The sequence below is a fragment of the Janthinobacterium goodfellowi genome (assembly GCF_051380695.1).
Taxonomy (GTDB): Bacteria; Pseudomonadota; Gammaproteobacteria; order Burkholderiales; family Burkholderiaceae_D; genus Janthinobacterium.
This window is the reverse complement of the sequence record NZ_JBNYXN010000001.1, coordinates 1-16,021: the sequence shown is the minus strand read 5'-3', so window position 1 is coordinate 16,021 and position 16,021 is coordinate 1. Positions and strand designations below refer to the sequence as shown.

At 66.1% G+C, this 16,021-nt stretch carries 11 protein-coding genes and 2 tRNA genes; 12 read left to right on the top strand and 1 reads right to left on the bottom strand.

The window, feature by feature from the left end:
• Positions 1–203 precede the first annotated feature (203 nt).
• The 12 genes from ACQ4WQ_RS00065 to ACQ4WQ_RS00010 all read left to right on the top strand — a co-directional run bounded on the left by ACQ4WQ_RS00065 (position 204) and on the right by ACQ4WQ_RS00010 (position 14,931).
• The gene (locus ACQ4WQ_RS00065) at positions 204–1,142 is read left to right on the top strand and encodes a peptidylprolyl isomerase (protein ID WP_326458035.1); all 939 of its coding nucleotides are present in this window, start codon (positions 204–206) and stop codon (positions 1,140–1,142) included.
• 38 nt (positions 1,143–1,180) lie between these two features.
• Entirely contained in the window at positions 1,181–3,094 is a 1,914-nt protein-coding gene (gene mutL, locus ACQ4WQ_RS00060) for a DNA mismatch repair endonuclease MutL (protein ID WP_436493811.1), read from the top strand.
• 98 nt (positions 3,095–3,192) lie between these two features.
• Positions 3,193–4,152 carry a tRNA (adenosine(37)-N6)-dimethylallyltransferase MiaA gene (miaA, locus tag ACQ4WQ_RS00055; protein ID WP_436493809.1) on the top strand — a complete coding sequence of 320 codons (960 nt, stop codon included), beginning with the start codon at positions 3,193–3,195 and terminating at the stop codon, positions 4,150–4,152.
• 91 nt (positions 4,153–4,243) lie between these two features.
• Positions 4,244–4,320, top strand: a tRNA-Met gene (locus tag ACQ4WQ_RS00050).
• Between the two features lie 61 nt (positions 4,321–4,381).
• A tRNA-Met gene (locus ACQ4WQ_RS00045) sits at positions 4,382–4,458 on the top strand.
• A gap of 183 nt (positions 4,459–4,641) precedes the next feature.
• Positions 4,642–5,169 carry a sigma-70 family RNA polymerase sigma factor gene (locus tag ACQ4WQ_RS00040; RefSeq protein ID WP_436493807.1) on the top strand — a complete coding sequence of 176 codons (528 nt, stop codon included), beginning with the start codon at positions 4,642–4,644 and terminating at the stop codon, positions 5,167–5,169.
• Entirely contained in the window at positions 5,166–6,170 is a 1,005-nt protein-coding gene (locus ACQ4WQ_RS00035) for a FecR family protein (RefSeq protein ID WP_436493805.1), read from the top strand. Before ACQ4WQ_RS00040 ends, ACQ4WQ_RS00035 begins: the two co-directional genes overlap by 4 nt.
• 73 nt (positions 6,171–6,243) lie before the next feature.
• The gene (locus tag ACQ4WQ_RS00030; protein WP_436493803.1) at positions 6,244–8,730 is read left to right on the top strand and encodes a TonB-dependent siderophore receptor; all 2,487 of its coding nucleotides are present in this window, start codon (positions 6,244–6,246) and stop codon (positions 8,728–8,730) included.
• Between the two features lie 161 nt (positions 8,731–8,891).
• Positions 8,892–9,911 carry a LacI family DNA-binding transcriptional regulator gene (locus ACQ4WQ_RS00025; protein WP_436493801.1) on the top strand — a complete coding sequence of 340 codons (1,020 nt, stop codon included), beginning with the start codon at positions 8,892–8,894 and terminating at the stop codon, positions 9,909–9,911.
• A gap of 244 nt (positions 9,912–10,155) precedes the next feature.
• Positions 10,156–11,556 (top strand): alkaline phosphatase family protein, encoded by a 1,401-nt coding sequence (locus ACQ4WQ_RS00020; protein WP_436493799.1) that lies wholly within the window; start codon positions 10,156–10,158, stop codon positions 11,554–11,556.
• A gap of 75 nt (positions 11,557–11,631) precedes the next feature.
• Complete coding sequence (locus ACQ4WQ_RS00015) at positions 11,632–13,251, top strand: histidine-type phosphatase (RefSeq protein WP_436493797.1); 1,620 nt, start codon at positions 11,632–11,634, stop codon at positions 13,249–13,251.
• A 93-nt stretch (positions 13,252–13,344) separates the two neighbouring features.
• Positions 13,345–14,931 carry a histidine-type phosphatase gene (locus ACQ4WQ_RS00010; protein WP_436493795.1) on the top strand — a complete coding sequence of 529 codons (1,587 nt, stop codon included), beginning with the start codon at positions 13,345–13,347 and terminating at the stop codon, positions 14,929–14,931.
• A 30-nt stretch (positions 14,932–14,961) separates the two neighbouring features.
• Here ACQ4WQ_RS00010 and mmsA read toward each other — a convergent pair.
• A partial coding sequence (gene mmsA, locus ACQ4WQ_RS00005) for a CoA-acylating methylmalonate-semialdehyde dehydrogenase (RefSeq protein WP_436493793.1) occupies positions 14,962–16,021 on the bottom strand: 1,060 nt, incomplete at its 5' end.

Here is a 16,021-nt window from a genome sequence, read left to right as displayed (position 1 = left end):
AGCGCAACGGCAGTCCCCTGGCCGATATTTCGTGATTAATTCGGCAGCGCCCTTGGCGATGTGGCATTTTAAGTAAAGGTTAAGGAAACGCCGTCTCGGCAGGCAACGCTGAGGATTGCCATCTGCAATGTTTTTACAACGAAATATTGCCATTCCGGTATACACTTTCTGCACGGCGCAACCCGCGCCCACCAGGAGAAAACATGTATCGACATCCATTGAGCGGCCTGACCATGGCCACCGTACTGGGCCTTGCACATCTGACGGCCCACGCGGCCCCTGTCCAGATCAAGGCGCCCGCCGAACTGCCCGCCAAGGCGACCTTGGCCGACGTGATCAAGGCCTCGAAGCCGTCCGACTGGCGTGCGCTGGACCCGGACAACACCTTGTACCTGGACATTCCCGCCGGCCGCGTGGTGATCGAACTGGCGCCCGACTTCGCACCGAAGCACGTGGCCAACATCAAGGCCCTGGTGGCGGAACAGTATTACGACGGCCTGGCCATCACGCGCGCGCAGGACAACTGGGTGGCGCAGTGGGGCGATCCGAACGAGAAAAATCCCAAGCCGATCCAGCACGCCCAGCGCACCCTGCCCGGCGAATTCACCGTGCCATTGAAAAACATCAAGAGCTTCACGCGCCTGCCGGACGTTGACGGCTATGCGCCGCAGGTCGGCCATTCGAACGGCTTCCCGTCCGCGCGCGACCCGAAAACCGGCACGGCCTGGCTCACGCATTGCTATGCCACCGTGGGCGTGGGCCGCGACAGCGCCAGCGACAGCGGCGGCGGCACCGAGCTGTACGCCGTCATCGGCCAGTCGCCGCGCCACCTGGACCGCGACATCACCGTCGTCGGCAGGGTCGTCTCCGGCATGCCATTGCTGTCCACCCTGCCGCGCGGCACGGCGCCCATGGGCTTTTACGACAGCCCCGAGAAAAACGTGCCGATCAAGTCCATCCGCCTGGCCGCCAGCGTGCCACCCGAGCAGCGCAGCAATCTGGAAGTGATGCGCACCGACAGCGCCGCCTACCAGGCCGTGCTGGAAGCCCAGCGCCACCGCGGCGGCCCGTGGAGCAAGGTCACGGCCGGCCACGTCGACCTGTGCAATGCGCCGATACCGGTGCGGGAGGTGGCGAAGTAGCCGGTGCCCGACAATTCGCAACCCGCTATAATCAGGGCATGAACGCTCCCATCACGCCCCACCGCCCGATCCAGGCCCTGCCTGACCAGTTGATTTCGCAAATCGCCGCCGGCGAGGTGGTCGAGCGGCCGTCGGCCGTGGTGAAGGAATTGCTGGAAAACGCCCTCGACTCGGGCGCCACGCAGATCACCGTGCGGCTGGAAGAAGGGGGCGTGAAACGCATCGCGATCACCGACAACGGGCGCGGCATCGACAAAGACCAGCTGCCGCTGGCCCTGGCGCGCCACGCCACCTCGAAGATCGCATCGCTGCACGACCTGGAAAACGTCGGCACCCTGGGCTTCCGGGGCGAGGCGCTGGCCTCGATCGCCTCGGTGGCCGCCGTCACCGTGACCTCGCGCACGATGGATGCGGCCCATGCATGGGAAATCGTCGGCTCGCACAATGGCAGCGTTTCGCCGTCGTCGGGCGCGCACGGCACCACGGTCGACGTGCAGGACCTGTATTTCAATACGCCCGCGCGGCGCAAATTCCTCAAGTCAGAGCAGACGGAGTACGGCCACTGCGCCGAAGTCGTGCGCCGCATCGCGCTGGCGCGGCCCGACGTGTCGTTCTCGCTGTCGCACAACGGGCGCACCATCGACCAGTGGAATATCAGCGAACTGGCCAAGCGCAGCGCCCACATCCTCGGCAACGACTTCGCCGAAGCGCGCCTGGCGCTGGACGAATCGGCCGGCAGCCTGCGCATTCACGGCTTTGCCGGCTTGCCGACGGCATCGAAGGCGCGCGCCGACGGCCAGTTCTTTTACGTCAACGGACGCTTCGTGCGCGACAAGCTGCTCGTGCACGCCGTGCGCATGGCCTACCAGGACGTGCTGCATGGCGACCGCTTCCCGTCGTACGTGCTGGCGCTCGACCTCGACCCGGCCCTGGTCGACGTCAACGTGCACCCGTCGAAGATCGAAGTGCGCTTCCGCGACAGCCGTTCCGTGCACCAGTTCGTCTTCCACGCCGTGCAGCGCGCGCTGGCGCAAACGTCGGCCACGGCCTTCGGCAGCGTGCCGGCCCCGCTGCCGGCCGCCTCCAGCCTCGGCGGTGATACCGCAGGCGCGGGTTTGGGTGGATCTGGCATCTGGCGCCGCGAGCAGACGCAGACCTCGTTCGGCGCGCAATTTACGAATACCTTCGCGCCCGCCTCGCCCGGCGCGGCCCGCCCCTTCTTTGCCGACGCGCCAGGCGTGGCCCAGGACACGGCGGCCTACGGCGCCCTGTTCGGCGGCGGCGCAGGCGCCGCCAACTCGCCGGTCACGCAGGTCGAGCCCTACATCGCCTCGCCCGAAGCGATGGCGCGCGAAGAATATCCGCTGGGCTTTGCCCTGGCCCAGCTGCACGGCATCTACATCCTGGCGCAGAACACCAAGGGTCTGGTGCTGGTCGACATGCACGCGGCGCACGAGCGCATCCTGTACGAACAGCTGAAAAACGCGCTGCAGGCGCAGGTCTCCGGCCAGGACATGCAGGTGCAATCCTTGCTGATCCCCGTGACGTTCTACGCGGACGCCATCGAAGTGTCGACGGCGAATGAAAACCAGGACACCTTGAAAGCGCTGGGCTTCGACATCGCCGCCCTGTCGCCCACCACCCTGGCCGTGCGCTCGGTGCCGACCCTGCTCAAGAACGCGGACGCGCAAACCCTGGCGCGCGACGTGCTGCGCGACGTGCGCGAATACGGCGGCTCGCGCGTGCTGATCGAGCGCCAGAACGAATTGCTGGGTACCCTGGCCTGCCACACGGCCGTGCGCGCCAACAGGATCCTGTCAGTGCAGGAAATGAACGCCCTGCTGCGCCAGATGGAGAGCACGGAACGCGCCGACCAGTGCAACCACGGCCGGCCCACGTGGGTGCAGGTCGAGATCAACGCGCTCGATAAACTGTTCCTGCGCGGCCAGTAGGTCGGATTAGCGCAGCGTAATCCGACACTGCAGCGGCGGCATCACGTCGGCTTACGCTTGCGCTAAGCCGACCTACGCACCACCTTACACGAGTCAACATGCAAAACACCCCACACCTCCCCCTGGCCGTCGCCATCATGGGCCCCACGGCCAGCGGCAAGACGGCCAGCGCGCTGGCCATCGCGCAAGCGATCCCGTCCGAGATCATTTCCGTCGATTCCGCCCTCGTCTACCGGGGCATGGATATCGGCACGGCCAAGCCCTCGCAGGAAGAACTGGCCCAGGTACCGCATCATTTGATCGACATCATCGACCCGCTGGACGCGTATTCCGTGGCGCAGTTCCGCAACGATACCCTGCGTCTGGTGGCGGAAATTTCCGCGCGCGGCAAGCTGCCGCTGCTCGTCGGCGGCACCATGCTGTACTTCAAGGGCCTGGCCGACGGCCTCGACGACTTGCCGGGCGCCGATCCTGCCTTGCGCGCCCGGCTGGAAGAGGACGCGGCCGCCATCGGCTGGCCCGCCATGCATGCGCGCCTGGCGCAGCAGGACCCCGTCACGGCCGCGCGCCTGGCGCCGCAGGACGCGCAGCGCATCGGCCGCGCATTGGAAATCATCGCCCTGTCCGGCCAGCCCATGTCGGCCCTGCTGGCCCGCCGCGAAAAGACCGTGCTGCCGTTCCGGCTGCAATCGTTCGCGCTGGAGCCGTCCGACCGCGCCGTGCTGCACGCGCGCATCGCCACGCGCTTCGACCTCATGCTGAAGAACGACGCCCTGCTCGACGAAGTGGAGCAGCTGCGCCGGCGCGGCGACCTGCACCCTGGCCTGCCCTCGATGCGCTGCGTGGGCTACCGCCAGGCCTGGGAATACCTGGACGGCCGCATCGACCGCGCCGCCCTGCGCGAGACGGGCATCATCGCGACGCGCCAGCTGGCGAAACGACAACTGACCTGGCTGCGCGCCATGCCGGAACGCATCGTCATCGATTGCCTCGGTGCTGATCCGGCCGCGTCCATGCTGGCGCAAATCCAGCCTTTGCTGACGCCGTTACAAAAATAATCATGCCGGCGCCAACGCGTGAAAAAACCGCACATTTTTTTGCGCCGGCATTGACAAGGAAATGGGAAGACTGGATAATGCTCGGCTGTTGGGTGATATAGCTCAGTTGGTTAGAGCACAGCATTCATAATGCTGGGGTCGGTGGTTCAAGTCCACCTATCACCACCAAAGAACAAAGATCATGGTTTTGCCGTGGTCGCAACGAGCATCCGGTTTGACCGGTCTGTTTGGTGATATAGCTCAGTTGGTTAGAGCACAGCATTCATAATGCTGGGGTCGGTGGTTCAAGTCCACCTATCACCACCAAGAATCTGCAGCATTGATGAACCCGCCCCTGCCCCGTGCAGCGGCGGGTTTTTTCATTTCCGGCGCCGCCACGCATGCGGCCTGCGCGCAACACCTGCGCCACTCGCATGCAAGCGGGGATTGTGACAAACCGCCAGTGGCGCTTACAATGAGAATAATTCTCATTTATATTATTCATCGCCCATGTCCGCCATCCAGCCCAGCCTGCAACAGCAAGTGCAGTCGCTCTACAGCGAACATCACGGCTGGCTGGTCGGCTGGCTGCGCAAAAAACTCAGCTGCCCGCATGGCGCGGCCGACGTGGCGCAAGACACCTTCGTGCGCATCATCGCCTCGCGCGACGCTCTGTTCGGCATGCGCGAACCGCGCGCCTATCTGTCGACGACGGCAAAGCGCTTGCTGCTCGACCGCGCGCGCCGGCAAGTACTCGAGCGCAGCTACCTGGCGGAACTGGCCCTGCTGGCCGACAGCCTGCCCGGTGCGCCCTCGCCGGACGAGATCCTGATGGCCGTGCAGGCGCTCGGGCAGATCGCCACGGCGCTGGATGGATTGTCCAGCAAGGCGCGCGACGCCTTCTTGCTGCACTACCTGGAAGAACAGCCGCAGGCCGCCGTCGCCGCGCACCTGAACGTCTCCACGCGCATGGTGCAAAAATACCTGGTGCAAGCCTTGCTGGCCTGCCGCCACGCCTGTCCGGCCCTGGCGGCATGAAGACCGCCCGCCCCGACGTGGCGGCCGAGCAGGCCGCGCACTGGATCGTGCAGCTCAGCGCCGACGACCCGGCCGAGCGCGAACAGGCGCGCATCGGCTTCGCCGCATGGAAGGCGGCCGACCCGCTGCACGCGACGGTGGCCGCCGGCATGGAAAACCTGCTGCGTCAATTGCACGCCGTGCGCGAGCCGGCCGGCGGCGACCATCGTCCCGCGCGCGCCGCCCTGGCCGCCATCGCCCCCGACCGTCCCCGCCAGCGTCTGCGCCAGCTGGCCGCCGCCAGCACCGTGGCCGTGCTGGTGCTGACCGGGGCGCTGGCCCTCGGCGAGCGCCCCGCCTACCTGCTGGCCGACCTGCGCAGCCCCACGGGGCAATGGCGCACGCATACGCTGGACGACGGCAGCCGCCTGACCCTGGCCGGCGACAGCGCCGTCAACGTGCGTTTCAATGCGGGCGGGCGGCACGTGGAGCTGGTGCGTGGCGAGATCCTCGTCGACGTGGCCAGGGATGCGCAGCGCCCCTTCATCGTCGACAGCGGCCAGGCGGCGATCCGCGCCCTGGGCACGCGCTTCACGGTGCGCAGGGACGACGACGCCACGATATTGAGCATGCTGGAGTCCAAGGTGCTGGCGCAGGTGCCCCGGCATCCGGCCGTCGTGGTGCAGGCGGGCCAGCGCGCGCGCATCACGGGCGACGGCGTGGGACCAGTCACGGCCATCGATGCGGCCAGCGTGCAGGAAGCGTGGCGCGCGCACCAGCTGGTGGTCGACGACTTGCCGCTGGCCGACGTGCTCGACGAGCTGGCCCGCCACCGTCCCGGCCAGCTGCATTACGACCGCGCGCAGATCGCCGGCATCCGCGTGGCGGCCGTGCTGCCGCTGGACGACACGGACAAGGCGCTGCAGCTGTTGATCGACAATTTCCCGCAGCTGCGCATCCGCATGCTGACGCGCTACCTGGTGATGGTGGACGCACCCGCCAGCGATGCAGCAAAAAAATAAATGCCCGCGCAGGTTCGTGTTGGCGCATCTCGTGCGTCAAGGCAGCTGAGATCAATCAAAAAAGGCTGTCACCATGTCCGCTCCTGCCGTTCCCGTTTCATCCCCGAACATCCTGCGCACGCGTCTGCGCCCGCTGGCCCTGGCGGCCATGCTGCTGGCCGGCGCCGGCATGCACGCCCAGGCCGCCGCCCAGGCGCAAGCCAGCCCTGCCGCCATCAGCTACGCCATCCCCGCCGGTCCGCTGGCCGGCGCCCTGAACCGCTATGCGCAGCAGGCGGGCGTCTCCATCGTCATCGACTCGGCCAAGGTGCAGGGGCTGCAGACGGCCGGCCTGCAGGGCAGCTACGCCATCGATGACGGTTTCGCCGCGCTGCTGCGCGGCACCGGCTACGCCATCGGCAAGACGGCCACCGGCTATGTGCTGGTGGCCGCGCCGGCACCCGCACCTGCGGCGGCGGCCAGCGCCGCTTCGGCGGCCGAGCGCACCATGCCCTCGATTACCGTCGTCGGCGAGGCCGAGCAAGGCGCCACCACGGAAGGCAGCGGCTCCTATACGGCGCGCAGAATCACCATCGGCAAGGGCGAGCAAGCGATGAAGGACATCCCGCAGTCGGTGAGCGTGCTCACGCGCCAGCGCCTGGACGACCAGGGCATCTCGGACTTGCGCGAAGCCGTCAACAACGTCACCGGCGTGGTGGGCGTGCATGGCGTGGGCCCGGGCGTGGTGATCACGGCGCGCGGCTTCCAGATCGACCAGTGGCAGTACGATGGCGTGCCGATCGACCGCAACACCTATGCGCTGGGTAACTGGGGCCAGGAAAACATGGTCATCTACGACCGCCTGGAAGTGCTGCGCGGCGCTTCCAGCATGCTGGTGGGCACGGGCAGTCCGGGCGGCTCCGTCAACCTGGTGCGCAAGCGTCCGCTGGCCACGCGCGCGGTCACGCTGACGGGGCGCGCCGGCTCGTGGGACCACTACGGCGCCCAGGTCGACATCAGCGGCCCCCTGAACGCGGAAGGCACCCTGCGCGGACGCGCCATCGTCGATGAAGACGACAGCCACTCCTTCATCGACCGGGTGTGGAGCAAGAACCGCACCCTGTACGCGGCGCTCGACTACGACCTGGCGCCCGCCACCACCTTGGGACTGGCCGCCAGCCATGTGAAAGCCCATGGCCGCCCCACCTTCATCGGCCTGCCCCGCTACGCGGACGGCAGCGAACTGCCGCTGCCGCGCTCCACCTTCACGGGTGCCGACTGGAACCGCAGCCAGGTGGAACAGAGCACCGTCTACCTGGACCTGGAACACCACTTCAATACGCAATGGAGCCTGAAAGTGTCGGCGCTGGGCATGAATGAAAGCACCAGCTCCACGCACCAGCGCACGGCCTTCGCCATCAATCCCGACGGCAGCGGCGCGCGCTATGGCGACTTTTCCACCGATTTCGACAACCGCAAGCGCGGCATCGACGCCTTCGTGCGCGGCAAATTCGACGGCCTGGGCATCGCGCAGGAAGTCGTCGTCGGCGCCAGCTATGTCAGCATGACGTCGAACGACCGCTATGCGCGCGCGTGGGAAACGGGTGCGGATATCTTCCATATCAAGCACGATCGGCCATGGCAGGATTTCGACACCATCGCCGCGCGTCCAACGGGTGTGACCAGCTACAGCACCTACGACATGCGCCAGAAAGGCCTGTACGGCACCTGGAACGGCCAGCTGACGAGCAATCTGAAAGCCCTGCTGGGCGGGCGCTTCAACTGGTACGACTTCCTGTATGCCACGCCGGACGGCTACCGCGACGCCACCCGCACCACGGCCAAGTTCACGCCGTCGGTGGGCCTGATCTACGCACTGACGCCGCAATGGTCGGCCTACGCCAGCTATGCGGACGTGTTCCAGCCGCAGACGAACCACGATGTGGCCGGTCGCACCCTCAAGCCCATCACGGGCAGCAGCTACGAGGGCGGCATCAAGGGCGAACTGCTGGACGGCAAGGTCAACACCTCGCTGGCCGTCTTCCGCTATGACCACAAGGACCGCGCCGTCACCGATTACGCCGCCGGTTTCGCCTGCGACGGCTGGTACTGCTCGCGCGCCTCGGGCAAGGTGCGCAGCCAGGGCCTGGAAGCGGAAGTATCGGGCGAAGTGGCGCGCGGCCTGCAGCTGTCGGCCGGCTACGCCTACACGACGACGACCTATCTCGACGATCCGGACAACAAGGGCCAGGTCTTTTCCACCTGGACGCCGAAGCACATGCTGCGCCTTTGGTCGAGCTATACCCTGCCAGGCGCGTGGGACAAGTTCAGCGTGGGCGCCGGCGCCAGCCTGCAAAGCCATACGGTCGACACCGAGCGCACCTTCAAGGTTGCCGGCTTCTCGATCTGGAATGCACGCCTGGGCTGGCAAGCCACGCCGCAAGTGGCCCTGTCGCTGAACGTCAACAACGTCTTCGACAAGCGCTACATCATCCCGTCCTACAACACCACCGGTTCGAATAACTACTATGGCGATCCGCGCAACGTGCAGTTCACCCTGAAGTACACGCCGAAATGGTAGGACGACCGGGAGGCTGAGGGCCGGCGCGATTGCCGCGTCGCGTGACTGACGTGACGACCGGCATTCAGTTCGCGCCGCGGCCGGGATTTTCGGCTAAGATGATGGCGCGGCATTGCGCCGCACCGCATCGTGCATCGGCCTCTCATTCATCTACACCGTCAATGGAACAAAAAGACAAGTCCTGGGTCACTTCGGTGGACGTCGCCAAACGGGCCGGCGTCTCCCGCTCCGCCGTCTCGCGCACGTTCACGCCCGGCGCCAGCGTGGCGCCCGAAACGCGGGCCCGCGTGATGGAAGCGGCGCAGTCGCTGGGCTACCAGGTCAACATCCTGGCGCGCAGCATGAACCAGGGCCAGAGCAACCTGGTGGGCGTCGTCATCACGGGCTTCACGGACCCGTTCCGCGTGGCCCTGCTGGGCGAAATCACGCGCAGCCTGAGCGAACATGCGCTGGTGCCGCTGCTGATGAATGCGGAAGATCCCGAACGCCTCAGCGAATTGCTGCGCATCCTCCTCAGCTACAAGATTTCCGGCGTCATCATGACGTCCGGCTCGCCGCCGTCCGCCGTCGCCACGGAATACCTGCAGCGGCAAGTGCCGGTGGCCATGATCAACCGCGCGCGCGACCTGAAGGGCGTGGACGTGGTCAACAGCGACAACCGCCATGGCGGCGAACTGGCGGCCAGCACCCTGCTCGACAGCGGCGCCAGACGGCTGGCCTTCGTCAACACGCGCGCCAGCAGTTTCAGCGGCATCGCGCGCGGCAAGGCCTTCCTCGACCACCTGGCGCCGGCCGTGGCGAAGAAGCGCTGCACGGCCGGCGAATACCTGGCCGACGCCATCGGCTACCAGGCGGGCCAGGAAGCGGCCGACGCCCTGCTCGCATCAAGCAAGCTGCCCGACGGCGTCTTTTGCGCCACCGACCTGATCGCCTGCGGCTTCATCGATGCGGCGCGCCACAAGTACGGCATCGACGTGCCGGCGCAACTGCAGGTGATCGGCTTCGACGATATTCCCATGGCCGCGCTCGACGCCTATCAGCTGACCACCATCCGCCAGGATGCGGGCGAACTGGCGCGCCGCGCCGTCAAGAGCCTGGTCGAACGCATGGAAAAATTCGCCATGCCGGGCCGCCTGAAGGAAGTCCCAGTCACCCTGGTGCGGCGCGGCACGACGCGCTAAGCGCTTCGACACGGCAGATGGCGCAACGCCGTCGTCTGCCGCCCGCCACCGCCCCGCAGCGCCCGCCGTTCCCCGTTTTCCACACTTTTTCATCCCCCGCCTGTACTTGTTGACATCGAAAAAAATCCGGGTTACTGTTTGCACACGCGTGCTGCACACGTGTGCAATTTCTTCAAAAAGCCTGTTCTGGCCACACCACTAAAAAAAGCGCCCCGTCCACGGAGGCGCCATCAAGGAGACTGTTATGTTGAACCACGTTCTAAGAATCGCCCTGTTCGGCGCCGGGGCCATCGGCCTGGCCGCCTGCACCACCCCCGCCGGCTTGCAGCACAATACCGCTGCCACAGCCACCGCCGATCCGAAGCTGGCGAAGATCGGCCAGATCGTCGTCGTGTACATGGAAAACCGCAGCTTCGACCACCTGTTCGGCACCTTCCCCGGCGCCGACGGCATCGCCAATGGCCGCTCGCCCGACACCACCACGCAGACCGGCCCCGATGGCAAGCCCTATGCCATGCTGCCGGCCGTGGCACTCGACAAGGGAGGCCTGGACCAGCGCTTCAAGGGCGACATCGCCAACGCGCCCTTCCACATGGAGCCGAGCGTGTCGCTGGGCGACAAGACGGCCAGTCCCGTGCACGCATTCTGGACGCACAAGCGCCAGATCAACGACGGCAAGAACGACCGCTTCGTCGTCGAGGGCAACACGGGCGCCCTGCCCATGGGCTATTTCGACGGCAGCAAGCTCAAACTGTGGGCCCTGGCGCAGCGCTACACCCTGGCCGACCGCTTCTTCCAGTCCGCCTACGGCGGTTCCTTCCTCAACCACATGTGGCTGACCTGCGCCTGCACGCCCGTGTTCCCGAACGCGCCCAAGTCCATCGTCGCCCAGGATGAGCGGGGCACGGGGCACAAGAAGGGCGAGGAAGCGGAGGTGACGCAGGACGGCTACGCCGTCAACACCATGCAGGGCCCGCTGCTATTCGATCCGACCAAGAAACAGACCTTTTTGCCGCCGCAAACCATGCCCACCATCGGCGACCGCCTGACTGACAAGGGCATATCCTGGGTCTATTATGCGGACGGCTACGACATCGCCGTCGCCTCGACCAAGTCGGGCAAGAAGGCCGATGACTTCTCGTATCACCACCAGCCGTTCACCTACTTCAAGCGCTTCATCGACAGCCCGCAGCAGCGCGCCACGCACCTGAAGGACCGCTCCGACATGCTCGCCGACGTCCAGACGGGCAAGCTGCCGCCCGTCTCGTTCTACAAACCCATGGGCAAGAAGAACATGCATCCGGGGATGGACAAATCGAGCGTGGCGGCAGGCGACGACGAGGGCGTGGCCATCATCAGCGCCATCATGGAAGGTCCGCAATGGAAGGACACCGTCATCATCGTCACCACCGATGAAAACGGCGGTTTCTGGGACCACGTGGCGCCGCCCAAAGGCGACCGCTTCGGCCCGGCCACGCGCATCCCCGCCCTCGTCATCTCGCCCTTCAGCGAAGGCGGCCATATCGACCATACCGAATATGAAACCGTGTCGATCCTGAAGTTCATCGAGGAGCGCCATGGCCTGGCGCCATTGAGCGAGCGCGATGCGCGCGCCAACAGCCTGGCCAAGGCCCTCAAGCTGTAATTCTCCCCTCCTGCCTGCCCCGGGTGCGCCGTCCTGCGCGGCGCACCCGGGCTAACCACACCTGAAGGAAACGCCATGCTGCACGCACGCCATCTTCCCCTGTCCCTCCTGATGCTCTCCCTGGCCGCCTGTGGCGGCGGCGACGATACGCCGCCCGTCCCTGTCACGCCTCCTGTGACGCCGCCCGTCACGCCGGCGCCGCCCGCCACCTACTACCAGACCAAGACGCCGTACACGCCGCAGCAGGACGCGGCCACGTATGAAGCGGCACCGGCCGGCTACGCGCCCGTGTTCACCGAACTGGTGGCGCGCCACGGCTCGCGCGGCCTGTCGAGCATGAAGTACGACGCCGCCTTCTACAACGTCTGGCAAAGGGCCGCCGCCGACGATGCGCTCACGCCGCTGGGGCAAAAGCTGGGCGCCGACATATTGAAGCTGATGAAGGCCAACGCGCTGCTCGGCTACGGCGTGGACGGCATCACGGCGCCCGGCTACGGCAACCTGTCGCAGACGGGCATCAATGAACACAAGCAGCTGGCGGTGCGCATGCTGGCGCGCCTGCCCGCCCTGTTCACGCAACTGGGCGCGAACGCCGCCAGCGCGCCGCGCCAGATCGTCACCGTCAGTTCCGGCGTGGACCGCGCCAAGGACAGCGCCGCGTATTTTGCGCAGTCGCTGGCCGCCACGGCACCAAACGTCGCACCGCTGATTACCCTGCCGCCCGCACCGGCCGGCTACCCGGCCGGCAAGCCCGTGGCGCAGCCGAATGGCACCAACCGCTTCCTGCTGTATGCGCACAAACTGGTGCCCAAGACGGACCTGGTCACCGATGCCCTCGACCGCTACTACCAGACCTACCAGGACAGCCAGGCTTACCAGGCCTACCTGGAAAGCCCCGCTTTCCTGGCCAAGTACTCGGCCATCGACACGGATGCCACGGCCCGCACCCTGGGGCGCGAAGTGCTGGAACGCCTGTTCACCAAGGCCTTCGTCGACAAGATCGACAACGGCACCTACCGCTTCGCCAACACGGGCACCTACAGTTTCACCAGCGACGACGGCAAATTCACCAACACCGTCACCGGCGACGGCGGCACTACCATCAGGGGACTGGCCGACGCCGCATCGGTGCTGTACAACCTGTACGCCATCATGGCCGGCATGACGAACGAGGTCAAAGCCGACTTCGTGCAGTACATGCCGTCGGACGCGGCCAAATACCAGGCCTTCGTGCAGGATTACCAGGATTTCTACAACAAGGGTCCCGGTACCACGGAAAGCGCCGGCGTCACCTGGAACTACGTGCGCGCGCTGCGCGACGACTTCTTCACGGAAGTGGACGCCATCGCGCGCGGCGACCTGTCGCACGGCGCCAAGCTGCGCTTCACGCATGCGGAAGCCATCATCCCGCTGGCCACGGCCATGGGTCTGAAGACCGTCGTCGGCGCGCTGCCGGCGGCGCAGACCTACAGCTATGACAACAGCAGCTGGCGCGGCCTGTACGTGGCACCGATGGCTGCCAACATGCAATGGGACGTGTACCGCGACGCCAGCGGCAATGTGCTGGTCAAACTGCTGTACAACGAAAAGGAAACCGACTTCCAGGCCGCCTGCGATGGCGCGCGCTTTGCTGCCGGCAGCCATTTCTATGTGTATGCGAAGCTGAAAACCTGCTACGGACACGTGGCGCAGTAAGCGGGAAGCGTGGGCGGGCAGGCTCCCAGCCGTGCCCGCCTGTTTGACGTTTGATGCTAGGCTTGCGCCTAGATAATCACGTCACGGACTCCCATGCCTCCATCGCTTCCCCTGGCCAGCATCCCGCTGGCCCTGGCCCTCGCCATGTGCGCCGGTCCCACGCTGGCCGTCGACGGCCATTACCAGACCAAGACGCCGTATGCGCCGCAGCAGGACCCGGCCACCTATGCCGCGCCGCCGGACGGCTTCCAGCCCATTTTCACGCAGCTGGTGGCGCGCCACGGTTCGCGCGGGCTCACCAGCATGAAGAACGATGCGGCCCTGTATGCGATGTGGCAGCAGGCCGCCGCGCAGGATGCGCTCACGCCCCTGGGACGCGAACTGGGTCCCGACATCCTGGCGCTGATGAAGGCCAATGCCTTGCTCGGCTATGGCGTGGCTGGCATCGAGCGGCCCGGCTACGGCAATCTGTCGCAGACGGGCATCGACGAACACCGGCAGCTGGCGGTGCGCATGCTGGCGCGCCTGCCCGCCCTGTTTGCGCAGGTGGGCCAGGACGCCGCGACGGCGCCGCGCCAGCTCGTCACCATCAACTCGGGCGTGGACCGCGCGCGCGACAGTTCGCGCTTCTTCACGCAGTCGCTGCTCGCTCACGCGCCCGCGCTGACGCCCTTGCTGTACCTGCCGCCCGCGCCCGCGCAGTATCCGCAGGGACGCAAGCCCGGGGTGCAGCCAATATTGCAGCCCGATGGCGTCAACCGCTTCCTGCTGTACGCGCACAAGCTGGCGCCGCAGACGGACCGCGTCACCGATCGGGCCAACCCGTATTACGCCACCTATGCCGCCAGCCAGGCCTACCAGTACTATGAACGAACCAAGCAGCTGGATGCGCTGATGGGCACTCCGGCCAGGCTGCCTGCGGCGACCGCGCATGCGCGCCACGTGCTCGAACGACTGTTTTCTCCCGCCTTCCTCGACCAGTTTGAAGCCGGCCGCGCCAGCTATGCGGACACGGGCAGCTACACCTTCACCAGCGCCGACGGCAAGTTCACGCGCACCATGACGGGCAGCGGCAAGACCGTCATCCGCAGCCTGAATGCCGCCGCGACAAAACTGTATGAGTTGTATGCAATCGCCGCCGGCATGCGGCATGAAGTGCCGGCCGATTTCAGCCGCTACATGCCTGCCGAGGATGCGCGCTACTACGCCTATGTCGCCGACCATGAGGATTTTTACCAGAAGGGCCCCGCTACCACGGAAAGCAGCGGCGTGACGTGGCGCTTTGCGCTGGCCTTGCGCGACGATTTTTTCAATGAGGTCGATGCGCTGGCCAGGGGAGATGTGCGCCACGCGGCCAAGCTGCGCTTCACGCACGCCGAGATGATCATTCCGCTCGCGTCGGCCATGGGCTTGCAGCAGGCGCTGGCCCCCTTGCCGGCATCGGTCAGCTACAGTTATGAAAACAATCCATGGCGCGGCCAGAGCGTCTCGCCGCTGGCGGCCAATATGCAGTGGGATGTATACCGCAACGACGCAGGACAGCTCATCGTGCGCCTGCTGTACAACGAAAAGGAAACGGACTTCCAGGCCGCTTGCGACGGCGCCCGCATCGCGCCGGGCAGCGTCTTTTACGACTATGCGAAACTGAAAACCTGCTACGGCCACGTGGCGGCGCGCTGACGCGCTGATACTGCGCGCCGCCAGCGCGCTTTACTTCAGGGTCGGCATGGCAAACTCGGCCCCGGCCGCCGTCGAGGCCGGCCAGCGCTGCGTCACGGCCTTCTGCTTCGTGTAAAAACGCACCGATTCCGGGCCGTGCGCATGGTGGTCGCCGAACAGGCTGCGCTTCCAGCCGCCGAAGCTGTGGAAGGCCATCGGCACGGGAATCGGCACGTTCACCCCGACCATGCCGACCTGCACCCGGTGCGTGTATTCGCGCGCCGTGTTGCCGTCGCGCGTGTAGATCGCCGTGCCGTTGCCGTACTCATGCGCGTTGACCAGGTCCAGCGCCGCCGTGAAATCGGGCACGCGCACGATGCACAGCACGGGCCCGAAGATTTCCTCCTTGTAGATCGTCATGTCCGGCGTGACGTGGTCGAACAGGCTGCCGCCGAGGAAAAAGCCGTGCTCATGACCAGGCAGGACGAAGCCGCGCCCGTCGCAGATGAGCTTGGCGCCTTCCTTGACGCCCGTGGCGATGTATCCCGCGATCTTGTCCTTGTGCACCTGCGTCACCACGGGACCCATCTCGGCCGACAAATCCATGCCTTGCGTGATTTTCAAGGCGGCGATGCGCGGTACCAGGGCGTCCACCAATTGATCCGCCACATTGCCGACCGCCACGACGACGGAAATGGCCATGCAGCGCTCGCCGGCCGAGCCGAACGCGGCGCCCATCAGGGCGTCCACCGTCTGGGGAAGGTCCGCGTCCGGCATGACGACCATGTGATTCTTGGCGCCACCCAAGGCTTGGACGCGCTTGCCCTGCGCGCAGCCCGTCGCATAGATATACTCGGCAATCGGCGTGGAACCGACGAAGCTGACGGCGCGCACGTCCGGGTGGTGCAGCAAGCCGTCCACCGCTTCCTTGTCACCCTGCACCACGTTGAAGACGCCGTCGGGCAAGCCCGCGTCCGTCAGCAGCTGCGCCAAGAGCAGGCTGGCCGACGGGTCGCGTTCCGACGGCTTTAATACAAACGTATTGCCGCAGGCAATGGCCATCGGGAACATCCACATCGGCACCATCACGGGGAAATTGAACGGCGTGATG